This window comes from Paraburkholderia kirstenboschensis (assembly GCF_904848585.1).
Taxonomy (GTDB): domain Bacteria; phylum Pseudomonadota; class Gammaproteobacteria; order Burkholderiales; family Burkholderiaceae; genus Paraburkholderia; species Paraburkholderia kirstenboschensis.
Map to the genome: position 1 here is coordinate 387,564 of NZ_CAJHCR010000003.1, position 14,706 is coordinate 402,269.

13 protein-coding genes are annotated in these 14,706 nt (G+C 63.4%); 3 read left to right on the forward strand and 10 right to left on the reverse strand.

Annotated features, from left to right (window positions below):
* Nucleotides 1-208 precede the first annotated feature (208 nt).
* The 6 genes from JMY24_RS11560 to JMY24_RS11585 all read right to left on the reverse strand — a co-directional run bounded on the left by JMY24_RS11560 (nucleotide 209) and on the right by JMY24_RS11585 (nucleotide 6,690).
* Nucleotides 209-883 (reverse strand): HAD family hydrolase, encoded by a 675-nt coding sequence (locus JMY24_RS11560; protein ID WP_128586593.1) that lies wholly within the window; start codon nucleotides 881-883, stop codon nucleotides 209-211.
* Between the two features lie 58 nt (nucleotides 884-941).
* Entirely contained in the window at nucleotides 942-1,544 is a 603-nt protein-coding gene (locus tag JMY24_RS11565; RefSeq protein ID WP_201702171.1) for a DUF2894 domain-containing protein, read from the reverse strand.
* 226 nt (nucleotides 1,545-1,770) lie between these two features.
* Entirely contained in the window at nucleotides 1,771-2,418 is a 648-nt protein-coding gene (locus tag JMY24_RS11570; protein ID WP_128586604.1) for an OmpA family protein, read from the reverse strand.
* Between the two features lie 5 nt (nucleotides 2,419-2,423).
* Entirely contained in the window at nucleotides 2,424-4,955 is a 2,532-nt protein-coding gene (locus tag JMY24_RS11575) for a DUF802 domain-containing protein (RefSeq protein WP_128596425.1), read from the reverse strand.
* A gap of 10 nt (nucleotides 4,956-4,965) precedes the next feature.
* Nucleotides 4,966-5,865: a DUF3348 domain-containing protein gene (locus JMY24_RS11580; protein ID WP_201702076.1), complete on the reverse strand. Its 900-nt coding sequence runs from the start codon at nucleotides 5,863-5,865 to the stop codon at nucleotides 4,966-4,968.
* A gap of 177 nt (nucleotides 5,866-6,042) precedes the next feature.
* A complete protein-coding gene (locus JMY24_RS11585; RefSeq protein WP_128586392.1) occupies nucleotides 6,043-6,690 on the reverse strand; it encodes a helix-turn-helix domain-containing protein in 648 nt (215 codons plus the stop codon).
* Nucleotides 6,691-6,796: 106 nt separating this feature from the next.
* Here JMY24_RS11585 and JMY24_RS11590 point away from each other — a divergent pair, with 106 nt between their 5' ends.
* Together JMY24_RS11590 and JMY24_RS11595 are read left to right on the forward strand one after the other, a co-directional pair.
* Nucleotides 6,797-8,083, forward strand: a complete 1,287-nt coding sequence (locus JMY24_RS11590) for an MFS transporter (RefSeq protein WP_128596421.1) — start codon at nucleotides 6,797-6,799, stop codon at nucleotides 8,081-8,083.
* 222 nt (nucleotides 8,084-8,305) lie between these two features.
* Complete coding sequence (locus tag JMY24_RS11595; RefSeq protein ID WP_128596423.1) at nucleotides 8,306-9,538, forward strand: NAD(P)/FAD-dependent oxidoreductase; 1,233 nt, start codon at nucleotides 8,306-8,308, stop codon at nucleotides 9,536-9,538.
* Between the two features lie 64 nt (nucleotides 9,539-9,602).
* Here the strand turns inward: JMY24_RS11595 and JMY24_RS11600 are convergent, their stop codons facing one another.
* Entirely contained in the window at nucleotides 9,603-9,875 is a 273-nt protein-coding gene (locus tag JMY24_RS11600) for a hypothetical protein (RefSeq protein WP_128586389.1), read from the reverse strand.
* 112 nt (nucleotides 9,876-9,987) lie between these two features.
* The gene (locus JMY24_RS11605; protein ID WP_128596419.1) at nucleotides 9,988-11,433 is read right to left on the reverse strand and encodes a putative bifunctional diguanylate cyclase/phosphodiesterase; all 1,446 of its coding nucleotides are present in this window, start codon (nucleotides 11,431-11,433) and stop codon (nucleotides 9,988-9,990) included.
* 256 nt (nucleotides 11,434-11,689) lie between these two features.
* Here JMY24_RS11605 and JMY24_RS11610 point away from each other — a divergent pair, with 256 nt between their 5' ends.
* Nucleotides 11,690-12,640, forward strand: coding sequence for a LysR substrate-binding domain-containing protein (locus JMY24_RS11610; protein ID WP_128596418.1), 951 nt, complete (start codon nucleotides 11,690-11,692; stop codon nucleotides 12,638-12,640).
* Nucleotides 12,641-12,739: 99 nt separating this feature from the next.
* On the opposite strand, the gene mctP is transcribed toward JMY24_RS11610, so the two are convergent.
* Nucleotides 12,740-14,221, reverse strand: a complete 1,482-nt coding sequence (mctP, locus tag JMY24_RS11615) for a monocarboxylate uptake permease MctP (protein ID WP_128586386.1) — start codon at nucleotides 14,219-14,221, stop codon at nucleotides 12,740-12,742.
* Nucleotides 14,218-14,415, reverse strand: a complete 198-nt coding sequence (locus tag JMY24_RS11620; protein ID WP_020068194.1) for a DUF3311 domain-containing protein — start codon at nucleotides 14,413-14,415, stop codon at nucleotides 14,218-14,220. Before JMY24_RS11620 ends, mctP begins: the two co-directional genes overlap by 4 nt.
* Nucleotides 14,416-14,706 lie beyond the last annotated feature (291 nt).

The window sequence follows — 14,706 nt, forward strand, 5'->3', positions numbered from 1 at the left end:
CCGGCGCGCCGCCAGGTGCGTACACGCCGGTCAATCTGTCGCTCGTTGCAAGGCCGGCCCCGTTGCACCGTATAGTACAGGGCTCTTGGCGCGAACAGTACAAAGTTACGCGTGGTGGCGGCAGCCTATGCGCGTTGAATCAACCGATTGAGCGATGGTCGAACGAGCCGCCACGGCCGCGTTGATTGCGGCCGCGCCATGCTCGCAACTAGGGCCGCGAGGCGACTTCGTCGAGATGGTCCAATAGTGCCGCCGGGTCGTCGTAGACGCGCAGCGCGCCCGCGCGCTCCAGCTCTTCTGTGCCGTAGCCGCCCGACAGCAATCCGACACCGAGTGCGCGGCAGCGCCGCGCGGCGAGCATGTCCCAGATGCTGTCGCCTACTACGACCGAGTGTTCGATCTCGACGCCAAGGCGTTCGGCCGCCGCGAGGAAAAGGTCCGGGTCGGGCTTCGCATATTTAACGTCGTCGCGCGTTACGACGACCGCTTTTGCCGGATCGACGCCGAGCGCTTCGAGATTCACCGCCGCGGTTTCCATGCGCCCGCTGGTCGCCACGGCCCAAGGCGTGCCCGCTTGCGTCAAAGCATCGAGCAGTTCGCGCGCGCCCGGCAGCGGACATACTTGCGCCCGCAAGCTTTGATAGGCAGCCGCGTGAGCATGACGAAGACGCTCGCTGCGCTCGGCGCTGATCTCTCCGTGTGTCTCACGCAGAAGCTGATTGGTGAAGAGACCCCCGCTCATGCCGATCTTTCGGTGAATCCGCCAGACCGACAGTGGAATGCCTTCGCTGTCGAGCGCTTCTTTCCACGCCAGCACGTGTTGATAAACACTGTCGACGAGCGTGCCGTCGAGATCGAACAGAAATGACGTCTGGATTCGCATGGTGGGCTCCTTTCGATGGCTACCACCACCAATATGCCACGGCACACGCCGTCCGGCATCAGCGCGCCTTGTTGCGAGTGCCCTTGCCAGCCGCTCCGGCGCGCGGCGCGTCCTTGCTGGCCGGGGCGCCGCCGCTCAATTGCTCCATCCAGGACAGCGCGTCGACATACGACAAAAACTGTTTCAGATAGCCCGGCGACAACTCGCGCATCAGCGAGAGCGACCGGTGCACGAGGCTGCTCGAATTGAGCGGACCGGCATTGCCGGGCGCCGGCTGCAGCGACTGCCGCAACTGCTTCTCGGTGCGGACCTTGGCCCACGTCTCTCTGAAATAATCGAGAGCGGGAAGCTCGGGGTAGGGGGCGCGGTCGCCTTCATGGTGCCGCGGCTCGTTTTGCATGTAGCCGACGAGTTCGGCAAGCGCGCCGCGTGCAGGCTCATTCGCAGACGACGCATGACCGGCGGTGGCCGCCGCATGGCCGACTTGGCGCGCATATGTTTCGAGCAGAACGGCAAGCTTCTCGTCCAGCACGTGGCGCGCGGCGCCGGTGTGCGCGGCGGCGCGTCGCTCCAACGCGTCGATGAAAGCGAAACGAAGCGGATCGAGGCGGTCGGCGCCGCGCTCGCGCCACGCGTCGAGGGTGGCACGCGGGGTTTGCACGGCGGGATTCGTCGGCGTGGGCCCGGGTGTGTGCTTTGCCTCGGACGTGTGCTTTGCCTCGGACGTGTGCTTTGCCTCGGACGTGTGCTTTGCCTCGGACGTGTGCTTTGCCTCGGACGTGTGCGTGGTTTCGGTTGTGCGCGTGCTCTCGGCCGTCTGCACGTTTTCACCTGTGCATCCAGCCTGCGGTACATCCGACGCTGGCCTCGCGTCCACGTTCGCGCTGTTACTCATGGGGCTTGCCTGCCGCAGCCGACGGCCTCGGAACCGGCGCTATTTCCACGCGACGATTGCGTGCCCGCCCTGGCTCGTCGGCATTCGAGCTCACGGGTTGTCCGGAGCCGAACGCCGCGGCGAACACCGACGACGCCGGCACGCCCGCATCGATCAGCGCGCGGGTCACTGTCAACGCGCGCTGCGCCGACAGTTCCCAGTTGTCCGCGAAACGGCGGTTGCCTTCGCGCAGGCGCTGGTCGTCGGTGAAGCCGCTCACCATCAGGATCTCGTCGTTCGCGCGCAGATACGCAGACAACGGCCCGGCGAGGCTCTTCAACAGATCGCGCCCTTGCGGCTGCAACTGGTCGGAGTTGAGCGCGAACAGCACGTTGCCGCTGATGCCGATACGCCCGTTCACCAGCGTCACGCGGCCCGCCGCGAGCGGGCCCGCCAACGCCTGCTCGAGCGTCTTGCGGCGCTGCGTTTCAAGCTGACGCTGCTTGACCTCCTGGTCGAGCTTGTTCGACAGTTCCAGCTGCACGCCGATGACAGCCACCAGAATCAGCATGAAAGCGCCGAGCAGCACGGACATCAGGTCGCCGAACGCCGCCCAGATCGGCGCGCCCGGCTCCACGCCGCCGTCGATGTCCTCGCTCATCCCGCTCATACTGCCTCGGCTCCGTCCGCGGCGCGCTGGGCAGCGAGCTGCTGCAGATCTTCGACGATCTGCTTTTGCGACATCACGCTCAGATCGACCACCTCGCGCGCCTGCGCGACGTAGTACGCAAGCTGCTCGTCACTGCGCGCGAGCGACTTGTCGAGCGCGGCCTCGATTCTTTCCAGATGCGCGACGAGCTTGTCGTTCGACTCGCCGAAACGCTCCACGGCACCGCCGAACGCTTCGCCGAGGCTCGCCACTTCGACGGCGCCGCCGGTGATCTGCGCGGCAATCGCGCCGATCCTGTCCGCCTCGGCCTCGACCTTGTCGGTGAACCTCGTGCCGACGCGCTCGAGCAGATCCGCCGACGTCGCGACGAGCGCATCCACCGCCGTGCGCTGCTCCGTCGATGCATGGTTGACCGCATCGAGCAGCGTTTCGAGCGTCTCCATCAAGCGGCTGCGCTCCTGCAACATTGCGGTGTCGCGCACCATGCTGTCCGAGAGCTTCTGACGCAGTTCCGCGACCACTTCGGCGGCGGCCTTCGGCGCCTCCGACGCTGCCTGCACGAGCCGCGATATTTCCGCGATCGTCTCGCTGGCATGCGCCTGCGTTTGCGCAGAGATATCGCTCGCGGTCCGCGCGAGCGTTTCGCATATCTCCTGCTGACGGCTCGCTGTGCGCTCGCCTGCCTGTTGCCATTCCTTGCCGAGGGTGGCCGCCATCGAATCGAGCTTCGAAGTCCAGGCCGTCAACCGCTCTTCGCTGCGCTCGCCCACTTGCTCCCATTCCTTGCCGAGAGTGGCTGCTATCGAATCGAGTTTCGAGGTCCACGCCGTGAGCCGCTCTTCGCTGCGCTGGCCCACTTGCTCCCATTCCTTGCCGAGGGTGGCCGCCATCGAATCGAGCTTCGAAGTCCACGCCGTCAACTGCTCTTCGCTGCGCTGGCTTGCTTGCTCCCATTCCTTACCGAGGTTGGCCGCCATCGAATCGAGTTTCGAGGTCCACGCAGTCAACCGCTCTTCGCTGCGCTGGCCCACCTGCTCCCATTCCTTGCCGAGAGTGGCTGCCATCGAATCGAGCTTCGAGGTCCACGCCGTGAGCCGCTCTTCGCTGCGCTCGCTTGCTTGCTCCCATTCCTTGCCGAGATTGGCCGCCATCGAGGTCAGCGTCGCAGTCCACGCCGCGAGCCGCGCTTCGTCTTGAGAGGCCAGTTGGGTCTGCAAATCCGCATGCGACTGCCCGACGGCCCGCACCAACGATGCCGAACGCTCTTCGAAGCTTGCCGCCGCCGCAGCGAGCGCCTGCTCGTGCCGCACTGCAAGCGTCTCGCCAGCCTGCTCCTGACGTGAAAGCGCTTCCTTCCACGCCTGCGACACGTTGCCCGCCGCGGCTTCCAAACGCGCGGACACGCCGTCGACCAGACCGGCCGAGCGCTCGTCGAAAGTCTGTGTAAAGCGCTCCAGCGACGCGCGCAACTGCTGCGTCATTTCCTCGTTCGAGCGCTGCTGGCCCGCCAGCGCCTTGCCCCAGATGTCGGCGACCGTCGCAGTGGCTGATTCGAACCCGCTCGACAGGCCATCCAGTTGCCACTGAACCGCCTGCGCCACGCTCGCGTGCAACGCCGTGCTCTCGCGAGCGAGGCCGGCCATCGTTGCCTGCATGACGGGCTCGAGCGCCTCGCCGGCGGCGCGCGTGCTGTCCGCGACGCTCTGCTTGAGCGACTGCTCCACCGACGCCGCAAGCCGCGTATAGGCGACCTGTGCGTTGCTGTGGAATGCCTCCTGGCTCGCAAGCTGGCGCTCGTTGGAAGCAAGGCTGTGCTGCTCCAGCGCCGCCATCATCGTTTGCAGGCGGTCGACGAGCGTCGGCATCAATTCGGCCTGCGTTTGCAGGAGCCGGAAGCTTTCGTCGCGCTGATGAGCTTGCGAGTAGATACGCAAGCTCGTCGCGATCTTGACGTCGAGCCGTTGCGCCGCTTCGAGCCGCTCGCGGCGGCAAAGCGCCGACAACAAGCCGAGCATCGCCGAGCTTGCGACGCCCGCGATCGACGTGCCGAACGCGAAGCCAAGCCCCTTGACCGGCGCGGCCAGCGAAGCGCGGATCGCCGCGAGGTCGGTCGCGCTTTCGAGCGCCATGCCCGTGCCTCGCAGCGTCACGACCATGCCCAGCAGAGTGCCGAGCATGCCGAGCAGCACGAGCAAGCCGACCAGATAAGGCGTAAGTGCAGGCCCCGGCAACGCAACGCGCTCGCCTTCGATACGCAGCCGCGCGGCATTACGCAGACTCGGATGCAGCAATTCCAGCCATGCGCCTAGCCGCGGCGGCGGCTCGGACAAACCGGCCACGGCGCGCGCGAGCGTCCCCGTGGCCTGGCTATAGCGGCGCAATTCGAGCGCGCCCGCCAGATAGCAGGCGCCGATCAGCAGCGTGACCGCCAGCGCCAGCCAGTTCGAACCGACATAGCCGATGGCGATGCCGCACACCGCGGCGAGACCTGCCGCGAACACAACGAATTCAATACGAAATCTGGACATAGTGTCCCAGTTAGCGAGTACGAAGGGCGGCGAGCAGCCCTTCGACCGGTTGTAAACGAACATCCAGCTCAGCAAGCAACACGCTCTGCATGTCCTTGCGGAAAACGTCGAGCCAGGCACCGTGCGCGCCCGCCGGGGCGGGCGTCGGCGCTGCTTCAGGGGCGGGGGCTTGCGGCTGGGGCTGGGCCTGAGCCTGAACGCGGGCCTTGGCCTCGACACTAGCCTCAGCGCCACTGCCGGCTGCGGCTGCGGCTTTGCTTGCTGCCTCGCTTGCCGCGCGGCTCGCTGCGCTGTCCGCTTGTGCGCCGTCGTCCGCCGCATGTTCCGCGTCCTGCGCCTGCTGCGCGGCGTCGCGCAGCCGCTCGAAGTGCCCGGCGAGGAGCACGGGTACGCTCGCCAGCAGATTCCGCTCGCGCTCGCCGAGCGCGCGCTCCATCACGGCGTCCAGCAGCGCGAGGCGGCCCATTGCGGGAGTCTTCGCGGCGAGCAGCGCCCGCAGCCGGCCGCGCAAATTGCCGACACCCGTTTCCATCGATTGCTGCATGGTCTGGTAGCGTTGGCGAAACAACGCGTAGTCCACCGGCACGGCCTGCGGCTCGATGTACCCGGCACCGCGGCGCCTCGCGACGGCAAACGCGCTGTCGCCCGTAATGGTCTTGACGAGCGACGCACGCACGCGCGCGCACTCCGCCTCCTCCGCGCTGCCGAACGCTCGCGGGGCCACGGGCACCGAGGGCGGCGCGCCGGTGAGCGCCGAAGACAGCGCAATCGCGTCCGTCCAGCCGAGCCACTGGCTCAGCCTGTCGGACAGCGACTGCCGGGGTTCGGGGACATCGGAATCGGCGAAACGTGCCAGCAGGCGGATGAGCGCCGGGCCGCTGGGAGCTGTGCGCTGAAGGGCTTGCAACATACCACCGGATGCAAAAAAGTCAGCAGTTTACACGCTGACGCGGACGACGGCTTCTGTCCCCCGAAGATCGGTCCGCAACGCGAGCGTCTCGCGGCCCTGGATATTGTGTCCGGCAGAGCCCGCGCGTCTGACCGGCGGCCCCATGATCACGCGATGCATAAGCACGAACGCATTCGCTCAGATAGCCCCGCGCGGACGATGCTCGTCCGTATCGACGCAGCACACGAGCGCATCGGCGTCTTCGTCACCGACGCTCAGATAGATGTGCCCAACCGAGCTGTCGAAGTAAAGACTGTCGCCCGGCATCAGCTTGAACGACTTGCCGTTTTCGAAGCGCAGTTCGAGCTTGCCGCTCAGCAGGAAAACGAACTCTTCGCCCGAGTGCCGGATGTACTCCGGGAAGTCGGACACGGCGCGGGCGTGAATGTGCGCGCGCATCGGCATCATGCGTTTGCCGGTCAGACTGTTCGCCAGCATGCCGTACTCGTAGTTCGGCGTGTCGTAGATCTGCTGCTTGCCCGCCGCCGTGAAAGACGGCTTCATCGCACCGGCGGCCGGCTTGCGGCGCCGCCCGAAGATCGCGTCGAATTCTAGTTCCAGCGAATGCGCGAGCGCCGCGAACTTGTCGTAGGTCAGCGCGATGTCGCCGCGCTCGGCCTTCGAGATCGTCGACACCGCAATACCCGAACGCTCCGACAACTCGGCCAGCGTCAGCCCGCGCGCTTTGCGCGCCTGCCGCAAATGCGCGCCCACCAGCTTGTGATCGAGCGAGGGCGGCGCTTCATGTCCGGGCGCCTCCTGTTGTTTCACTACGGCTTTGGCCATCTCACCTGATTCCGCTTGCCATGAAAATTTCTCGTATGTGAGAACTTTATTTTTTCTCGTATATGATAACTCACGTCGATTCCACCTTCTTTGTGGGAACCCTATCGTGTCCACCCTTGCTCTCAGTAAGCCCGGTTTGACCAGGACTCGCGTCATTACTGCCACGACCATCGGCACGGCGCTCGAATTCTACGACTTCACGATCTACAGCTTCTTTGCTATCCAGATCGGGCAGTTGTTCTTTCCGGGCGCGTCGCCGGTCAACCAGTTCCTGCTGTCGATCGGCGTATTCGGCGTCGGCTTCGTGGTCCGGCCTCTGGGCGGCGTGGTGATCGGCGCCTATGCGGACCGCGCGGGGCGCAAGAACGCGATGGTCCTCACCATCATGCTAATGGCGCTCAGCTGCGCGATGATCGCGTGCGCGCCGACTTATGCGGTTGCGGGACTCGCCGCGCCGTTGATCGTGCTCGTGGCGCGCCTGATCCAGGGTTTCGCGGCGGGCGGCGAGTTCGGGCCGGGCACGACGCTGCTGGTCGAATACGCGACCGACGACACCCGCGCCTTCTTTGCAAGCTGGAACTTCGCCGCGACCGCCGCAGGGCTCGTGCTCGGCGCGCTCGTCGCGACGCTCGTCAACGTACTGCTGCCGAAGCAGGCAGTGCTCGAATGGGGCTGGCGTCTTCCGTTCGTGCTCGGCATCATCGCGGCACCGGCCGGTATGTTGATCCGCAGGCGGCTCGAAGAAACGCTGACCGGGCGCAAGCCCGGTGAACCGGCGCCGCGCGGCGCGCTGAAGGCCGCGCTGACCACGCACCTGAAGCTGACGATTCTCGGCACCTTCGCGGAATTGGGCGGCTCGGTTTCCGTCTATATCACCGCGTTTTTTCTGCCGAGCCATGCGGTGCGCACGCTGCATCTTTCTTCCACGTCCGCGGTGATCTCGGGTATCGTCAGTTCGCTCGCGCTCTTCGTGGCGGCGCCGCTCGCGGGCATGCTGGCCGATCGCTTCACCCGCAAGCGCGTGCTCGTGATTTCCCGTGTGGCGATGCTGTTGCTCGTGTATCCGGCGTTTGCATTTCTGAGTGCGCATCCGTCCATGACCGCGCTTTGCATAATTTCAGCGCTGCTCGCCGTGTTCGTGTCCGGGCAGATCGTGCCGGTGCTGGTGATGATTCCGGAACTGTTCCCGAAACATGTGCGCGCAACGGGAATTGCGTTGACGTATGTGGTGAGCGCTTCGTTCTTCGGCGGCTTCTCGCCGTTTATCGCAAGCTGGCTGGTCGCGCGCACCGGCAATCCGCTTGCGCCGGCCTGGTATGTCGCCGCTGCCTGCGCGATCTCGCTAGTGCCCGTGATCTGGCTGCAAGATCGTACCGGCGAAGCGCTCGGCTGAGAATGAATACGCAACAGGCAAGAACGCAATGCGCAAGAACTCAATGAGCGAGGAGACGATGAGTCCCGACAACCCATTGCTCAAGTGCAGAGCGGCTGAGTTGCGCCGCATGATCGGCGCGAAGGAAATCTCGCCGGTCGAACTGCTCGACGCGCACCTCCTCTTATCAACCGGTCCGGCTCGAACGGCTCGGGCCTCTCAGCGCTTTAACCGATGACTGCAATCAAATTCGATACCGTGGTGTTAGGCGCTGGCATTGTCGGCGTGTGCGTGGCCGTGCATCTGCAACAACGCGGCCGCCAGGTCGCGCTGGTCGATCGCAAACTGCCCGGCAACGAGACTTCGTTTGGCAACGCAGGCCTGATCCAGCGCGAAGGCGTCTATCCGTATGCATTCCCACGCGGACTCGGTGCCCTGCTTCGGTACGCGCGCAATCAGTCGCTCGACGTTCGCTACCATGGCGATGCGCTGTTCCATGCCGCGCCGTTTCTGTGGAAATACTGGCGTAATTCCGAGCCGGCGAAACACGCTGCAATCGCGAGGTCTTACTCCACGCTCATCGAACACTGCGTGAGCGAGCACCGCGCGTTGGCCGCAAACGCGGGCGCGAGTGCATTGCTTCGGCCCACCGGCTGGATCAAGGTGTTTCGCAGCACCGCGGCGCAAGACGCGGAAATACGCCTTGCGGAGCAATGGCGCCGCGAATATGGCGTTGAATTCGAAACGCTCGACGCCGCCCGCTTGCAGCAGGCCGAACCCGATCTCGACAAGGCATTGCAAGGTGGCCTGCGCTACACGCAAGCCGATTCGGTGAGCGATCCAAACGCGCTCGTCTCGGCCTACGCAAAGTACTTCGAGACACTCGGCGGACGCATCTTCACCGGCGATGCGAATACGCTTCGCAATGGCTGGGAGGTGACGACAAACGCGGGGACTATCGCGGCCTCTTCGGTGGTCGTGGCACTCGGGCCGTGGTCGGACGTTCTCAGTTCGAGACTCGGTTATCGCCTGCCGCTCGGCGTCAAGCGCGGCTATCACATGCACTATTCGCCGCGGGCTGGAGCACGCCTCAATCATCCGGTGCTCGACGTGGAAAATGGCTACCTGCTCGCGCCAATGGCACGCGGCATCCGCTTGACGACCGGCGCAGAGATTGCGCTGCGCGACTCGCCGAAAACGCCTACGCAACTCGCCGCTGTCGAACCGATTGCGCGCACGCTGTTTCCACTGGACCAACGTGTCGACGATCAACCGTGGATGGGCGCGCGGCCTTGCACGCCCGACATGATGCCGGTGATCGGGCGCGCCGAAAAACATCAGGGCTTATGGTTCGCCTTCGGCCACGCGCATCATGGACTCACGTTAGGGCCAGTGACAGGCCGCCTCATCGCCGAAATGATGACGGGTGAGCAAACGCTGGTGGATTCGCGACCGTTCAGAGTGGACCGGTTCTAACGGCGAGCGCGAGCGGCGTTAACGCCGCTCGCTTTTACCGACGTGGCCAGCGCGCTCGCCCGCTTCAATGCAGCGGTTGCAGTGCCGCCCAGCAGGTCCAGCCACCATCGCTCTCGGCCACGCTAACACGCAACGCGCGCGAGCCGTCGGCAAAAATCAACGACTCTGTACGGCAAGCGTTGCTACCGGGAATATCGCGTAAACGCACGAAGCCGCACTCATGTTTGAACATCAGGTTTCCCTCACGCAATATGCCGAGGTAAGACGGCTCCGGTTCGTCGAATGGCTGAAGTGTGCAACGGTTCAGCAGCACAGCAGCGACTTCTGCATCGCACATGGTCTCTCTCCTCATTTGCAGAACACCGTCCTTGCGAGGGGCACTCGATCTGGGCGTTTATATAAATTCATTCTAGAAAGCATCGCAGAAAACTCCACTTTTTTATTGAGGATCACTTATCTCTATAGCGGCTGTTCATTCTGATGGCACGGCGCGACAATGCGGCCGCGCATTCTGCAGCGCTGCATGGGCGGCTGAACAGATAGCCTTGCAGCGCGTCGCAGCCCATTTCGCGCAACGTAACTGCTTGCGCTTCGGTTTCCACGCCTTCCGCCGTTACGCGCATATGGCATGCGTGGGCCATTGTCACGAGCGCATGAGTGATGGCCACCGAATCGGCATCGCGTGGCAAGCCTGCAACGAATGACCGGTCGATCTTCAGGCTATCCAGCCGGAACCGTTTCAGGTACGACATCGACGCGTAACCGGTGCCGAAGTCGTCGATTGCCAGCTTGACGCCCAGCTTAGCAAGCGCCGCAGTGGTGGCGCGCACGGCCGTGTCATCCGGCAACAGCATGCCCTCGGTGATTTCCAGCTGCAGCGCCGATGGCTCGAGACCGCTGTTCTCGAGACATGCAGCGACGCGTCGCACGAGACGCTCGCTGAATTGCGCCGGCGAAATGTTCACGGAGACAGCGATGTCCGGCGCGATACTCCAGCGCCAGTCCGCAGCCTGCGCGCATGCCATCTCCAACACCCAATCGCCGATGCTTTCCATCAACCCTGCCTGTTCCGCAACCGGAATGAACTCGGCGGGTGGGACGTCGCCGAGTTCGTTGCTGGTCCACCGCACCAGCGCCTCGACGCCTATCGTCTCGCGTGATGCCGCATCCACTACCGCCTGATAGGCAAGTCTGAATTCGCGGCGGGCGAGTGCATGGTGCAATAGACCCTCGATCGCAAAGCGGCGCTGCACACCTTCCCGCATCTTGCCCGTAAAGAAGCGCACGGTGTCGCGGCCGCATCGCTTCGCATGGCGCATCGCCAACCCGGCATCACGCATCAGGGAAGCCGCATTGCACGCATCGCCGTTGGACAGCGCAACGCCCACCGACGCACTCACGCGATACTCGCGCCCCGCGATCACGAACGGCTCGCCGAACGACGCGAGCACTTGCTGCGCGAATGCGGTCAGCCTCGACGCATCGCCCAACATTTGCGCCACGATCACGAACTCGTCGCCACCGATTCGGGCGAGCACCTGGTCATCAGCGATCGAGCTTGCGAGCCGCTGCGCAACGCGGCGCAGGAGCCGGTCGCCGAGATCGTAGCCGGCAATGTCGTTGATTCTGCTAAAGCCGTCGAGGTTGACGACCAGCATCGCAACACCTACCGCCTTCGCAGATGCCAGCAACTCCCGAGCGCACCCGGTTGCGTAGGCGCGGTCGTACACGCCCGTGAGCAAATCGACAAACGATGCGCGTGCAACGTGTCCGTTAACTGGACCTTGCGCAATGGCCCCCGAACTGCGCGCATGCTGCGATGGTGCGCCGCGACGCGCGGAGCGCGAATGTGCATGCGAACGGCTTGCCGGCAACACGCAAACTTGCTGAGTCATCACTACACTCCTATGATAAGCATTACACATTAACCGCGCGTCAGCATGTTTTTATGCATTTACCGAATCGTCATCTACCTTAAGGACTACGTATATCAAAGCCTGATAAAGCGGGAGGACAGGCCGGCGTTGCAACGCTGCATCCGTGCCTCCAAGATATTCCGGCATAGCACTTCTGAGAATGGGGCGCGTTGGTGAACGCGTAAAGCAACGGCAAACGCTGCATCGCATCCCGCACGAACCGCTGGACAACATAATGAAAATTCATCAGCTACGCGCTCTCATTGCCGTTGCGGATGCGGGCAGTGTCAGGGGTGCCGCGCGAATGCTCGATTCATCGCCGGCTGCCGTCACGCAATGCATTCAACAACTGGAAGAAACGGTACGCATGCAACTCGTTGTGCGCACATCGTCCGGTGTGACGCTTACCGCATCAGGACAAACCCTCCTCGTGCACGCGCGCCTCGTGGCCGCGCAAATGACGCGTGCGCATCAAGCCATGAACGCAATACGCGGGGAGCCGGGTGGGCGTTTGTCCATCGCCGTGACTGCATGGGTCGCGCTGACCTTTCTGCCAGAAACAGTGGCGCGGTTTCGCGCGAAGATGCCGACGATTCAACTGGAACTGTTTGAAGGCTTATTGGCCATCGCGACACCGCGCCTACGCGACGGCAGTCTCGACATTTATGTGGGCCGCCAGGCGCCGGGCGCGACCAGTTGCGATTTCACCTACCAACCGCTATTCGCATCGAGCCGCGCAGTCGTGGCCCGGCAGCACCATCCGCGTGCGGAGTGCCGCTCGCTGGCGGAATTGCGCGACGCCGACTGGCTCGTTGCGCTAGATCCGGAAACCGACGCCCAGGCGCCTTATCAGATCTTCGGCCGCCGCGGGTTTCCCGTACCACGCAGTATTCACTTTCTGCACTCGCTGACTGTAGCGGTCGCGCTGCTCAAGCGCACGGACATGCTCAGCATTTTTCCCAGGCCTCTCGTCGAGCTGTGCGCGGCACGTGACGGTTTGTGTGCGATCCCGTTGCGGGACGAACTCGATGAATCCACCGTCGGCGTCATAGTGCGCACTGGCGAGCCGGCCGATGCCGCGTCGCGATGTTTTATCGATTGCCTGATCGAAACGATTCGCGACCAATCTTGGGCACGGACGGTGGACATTCGCCGGGCAATGCAATCGGTCGAAGTCCTGGTCTAGGGCATTTGATTCACGCTGCGCTGCGTTCTTGCAATAAAGCAAAACGCCGCGAGCCAAAAGGGCTCGCGGCGTCTGCAAAGCTGAACGAGAACCGGACGATCAGGCGCTAACAGCCACTCGGCGCGGCGACACGGCAGAGACGACAAACGTCACGGCAACGTTCACCACCAGTGCGATGAGGCCGATATAGATCGGGTACACAGCATCGCCGAGATGCAGAGCGAACACCGGCTTGAGCCCCTGTGAGATCGCGAGCGCCGTGCCGAGCACGATACCTACGAGCCACCCGGCGAACAGGCCCGGCGTGTTCAGACGCCGCGTGTACAACGAGAACACGATAGCCGGGAAGATCTGCAGGATCCACACGCCGCCGAGCAATTGCAGGTCGATTGCGTATTGCGTGGGCAGGAACACGATAAACAGCAGCGCGCCGAACTTCACCACCAGCGACACGATCTTCGCATTCGCCGCCTCAGCCGCCGGCGTGATGTTCGGAGACACCAGCGGACGCCACAAATTGCGCGTGAACAGATTGGCCGCACCGATCGACATGATTGCTGCCGGAACCAGCGCGCTGATCGCGATCGCCGCCGCCGCGAAGCCGACGAACCATGACGGGAACAAAGTGCCAAAGAGCGCCGGCACTATGTCTGAGGCCGACTTGACATGCACGCCGGCCGCAATCGCCATATAGCCGAGCAACGCAATCAGACCCAGCAGCAGCGTATAAGCCGGCAGGAAAATCGCATTCTTGCGGACCGTAGTCGCGGACGAAGAAGACAGCACTGCCGTCATCGTATGCGGATACATGAACGCGGCGAGCGCCGAACCCAACGCGAGCGATGCATAAGCGGTGAATTGCGTCGGCTTGAGAATGATGCCGGTCGCGCCGCCCTTCGCCTTGAAATACGTATCGGCCGCGTCGAACACATGCGCGTAGCCGCCGAGCTTCGCGGGAATCAGCCACACCGCCGCAATCACGACGATATAGATCATGATGTCCTTCACGAACGCAATCATCGCCGGGGCACGCAAGCCGCTTGCATACGTGTAAAGCGCGAGGATCACGAACGCGACGATCAGCGGCAATTCGCCGGTCACGCCAAGCCCCTTGATCACCACTTGCATGCCGACCAGTTGCAGCGCGATGTACGGCATGGTCGCGACAATGCCGGTCAGCGCGACAGCGGCGGGAAACCACTTGCCGCCGTATTCGCCCTGCACGTAGTCCGCGGCCGTGATGTGATTTTTCGCATGCGCGACTTTCCACAGTTTCGGCATGACAGCGAACACGAACGGGTAAACGATGATCGTGTACGGCAGCGCGAAGAAACCATACGCACCGACGGAGTACACGAGCGCCGGCACCGCGATCACCGTGTATGCGGTGTAGAAGTCGCCGCCCACCAAAAACCACGAAATCACTGTACCGAACTGCCGGCCGCCAAGCCCCCACTCGTGCAATTGCGTGAGGTCGCCGCGCTTCCAGCGCGCCGCGAAGAAGCCAATTACCGTAACGAGAACAAAGAACGCGATGAAGACGGTCATCGCCACCGGATTGACGGGATTCAGATCGCTCATTTGACACCTCGATACACGACGTAAATCAGTAGCGAGGTCAACGGCACCCACAAGAACTGATACCAGTAAAAGAACGGAAAGCCGGCGAACGACGGACGCGTGTCGTTATAGAACGGCAACCACAACAACGCGATGTACGGGAGCAAAAGAATGAGCCATAGCCATGACCGGCCGGCGGTGGGGGAGGTCTCCATGTACTTCTCCTAGATCTATTATTGACACCGCGCGTCCGGACTTGTGGTCCGGCACGCGGAAAGCCGGCACCAGGTATCTGATTGCAATACCCCGTGCCAAACCGGAATTTGCCTTTGCGCACTGTCGACGCCTGTCAGGCGCAGCATTAACAGGGCCCGGCTCGTATCGTTCATACGAAATGCGCGGCGGCATGACGGCGAAAGCGGTCCGCAAAGACGCAGTACGCCGCGGGGATGTAGTATTCGCCTTCGTAAGCGTCCTCACAAGCGCGCAACTACGTAAGCCGGCTA

Coding starts and splice junctions, on each gene's coding strand:
- JMY24_RS11610 (WP_128596418.1), top strand. CDS start 11,690: ATGAAAATTCATCAGCTACGCGCTCTCATTGCCGTTGCGGATGCGGGC.
- JMY24_RS11605 (WP_128596419.1), bottom strand. CDS start 11,433: ATGACTCAGCAAGTTTGCGTGTTGCCGGCAAGCCGTTCGCATGCACAT.
- JMY24_RS11560 (WP_128586593.1), bottom strand. CDS start 883: ATGCGAATCCAGACGTCATTTCTGTTCGATCTCGACGGCACGCTCGTC.
- mctP (WP_128586386.1), bottom strand. CDS start 14,221: ATGAGCGATCTGAATCCCGTCAATCCGGTGGCGATGACCGTCTTCATC.
- JMY24_RS11575 (WP_128596425.1), bottom strand. CDS start 4,955: ATGTCCAGATTTCGTATTGAATTCGTTGTGTTCGCGGCAGGTCTCGCC.
- JMY24_RS11585 (WP_128586392.1), bottom strand. CDS start 6,690: ATGGCCAAAGCCGTAGTGAAACAACAGGAGGCGCCCGGACATGAAGCG.
- JMY24_RS11600 (WP_128586389.1), bottom strand. CDS start 9,875: ATGTGCGATGCAGAAGTCGCTGCTGTGCTGCTGAACCGTTGCACACTT.
- JMY24_RS11580 (WP_201702076.1), bottom strand. CDS start 5,865: ATGTTGCAAGCCCTTCAGCGCACAGCTCCCAGCGGCCCGGCGCTCATC.
- JMY24_RS11570 (WP_128586604.1), bottom strand. CDS start 2,418: ATGAGCGAGGACATCGACGGCGGCGTGGAGCCGGGCGCGCCGATCTGG.
- JMY24_RS11620 (WP_020068194.1), bottom strand. CDS start 14,415: ATGGAGACCTCCCCCACCGCCGGCCGGTCATGGCTATGGCTCATTCTT.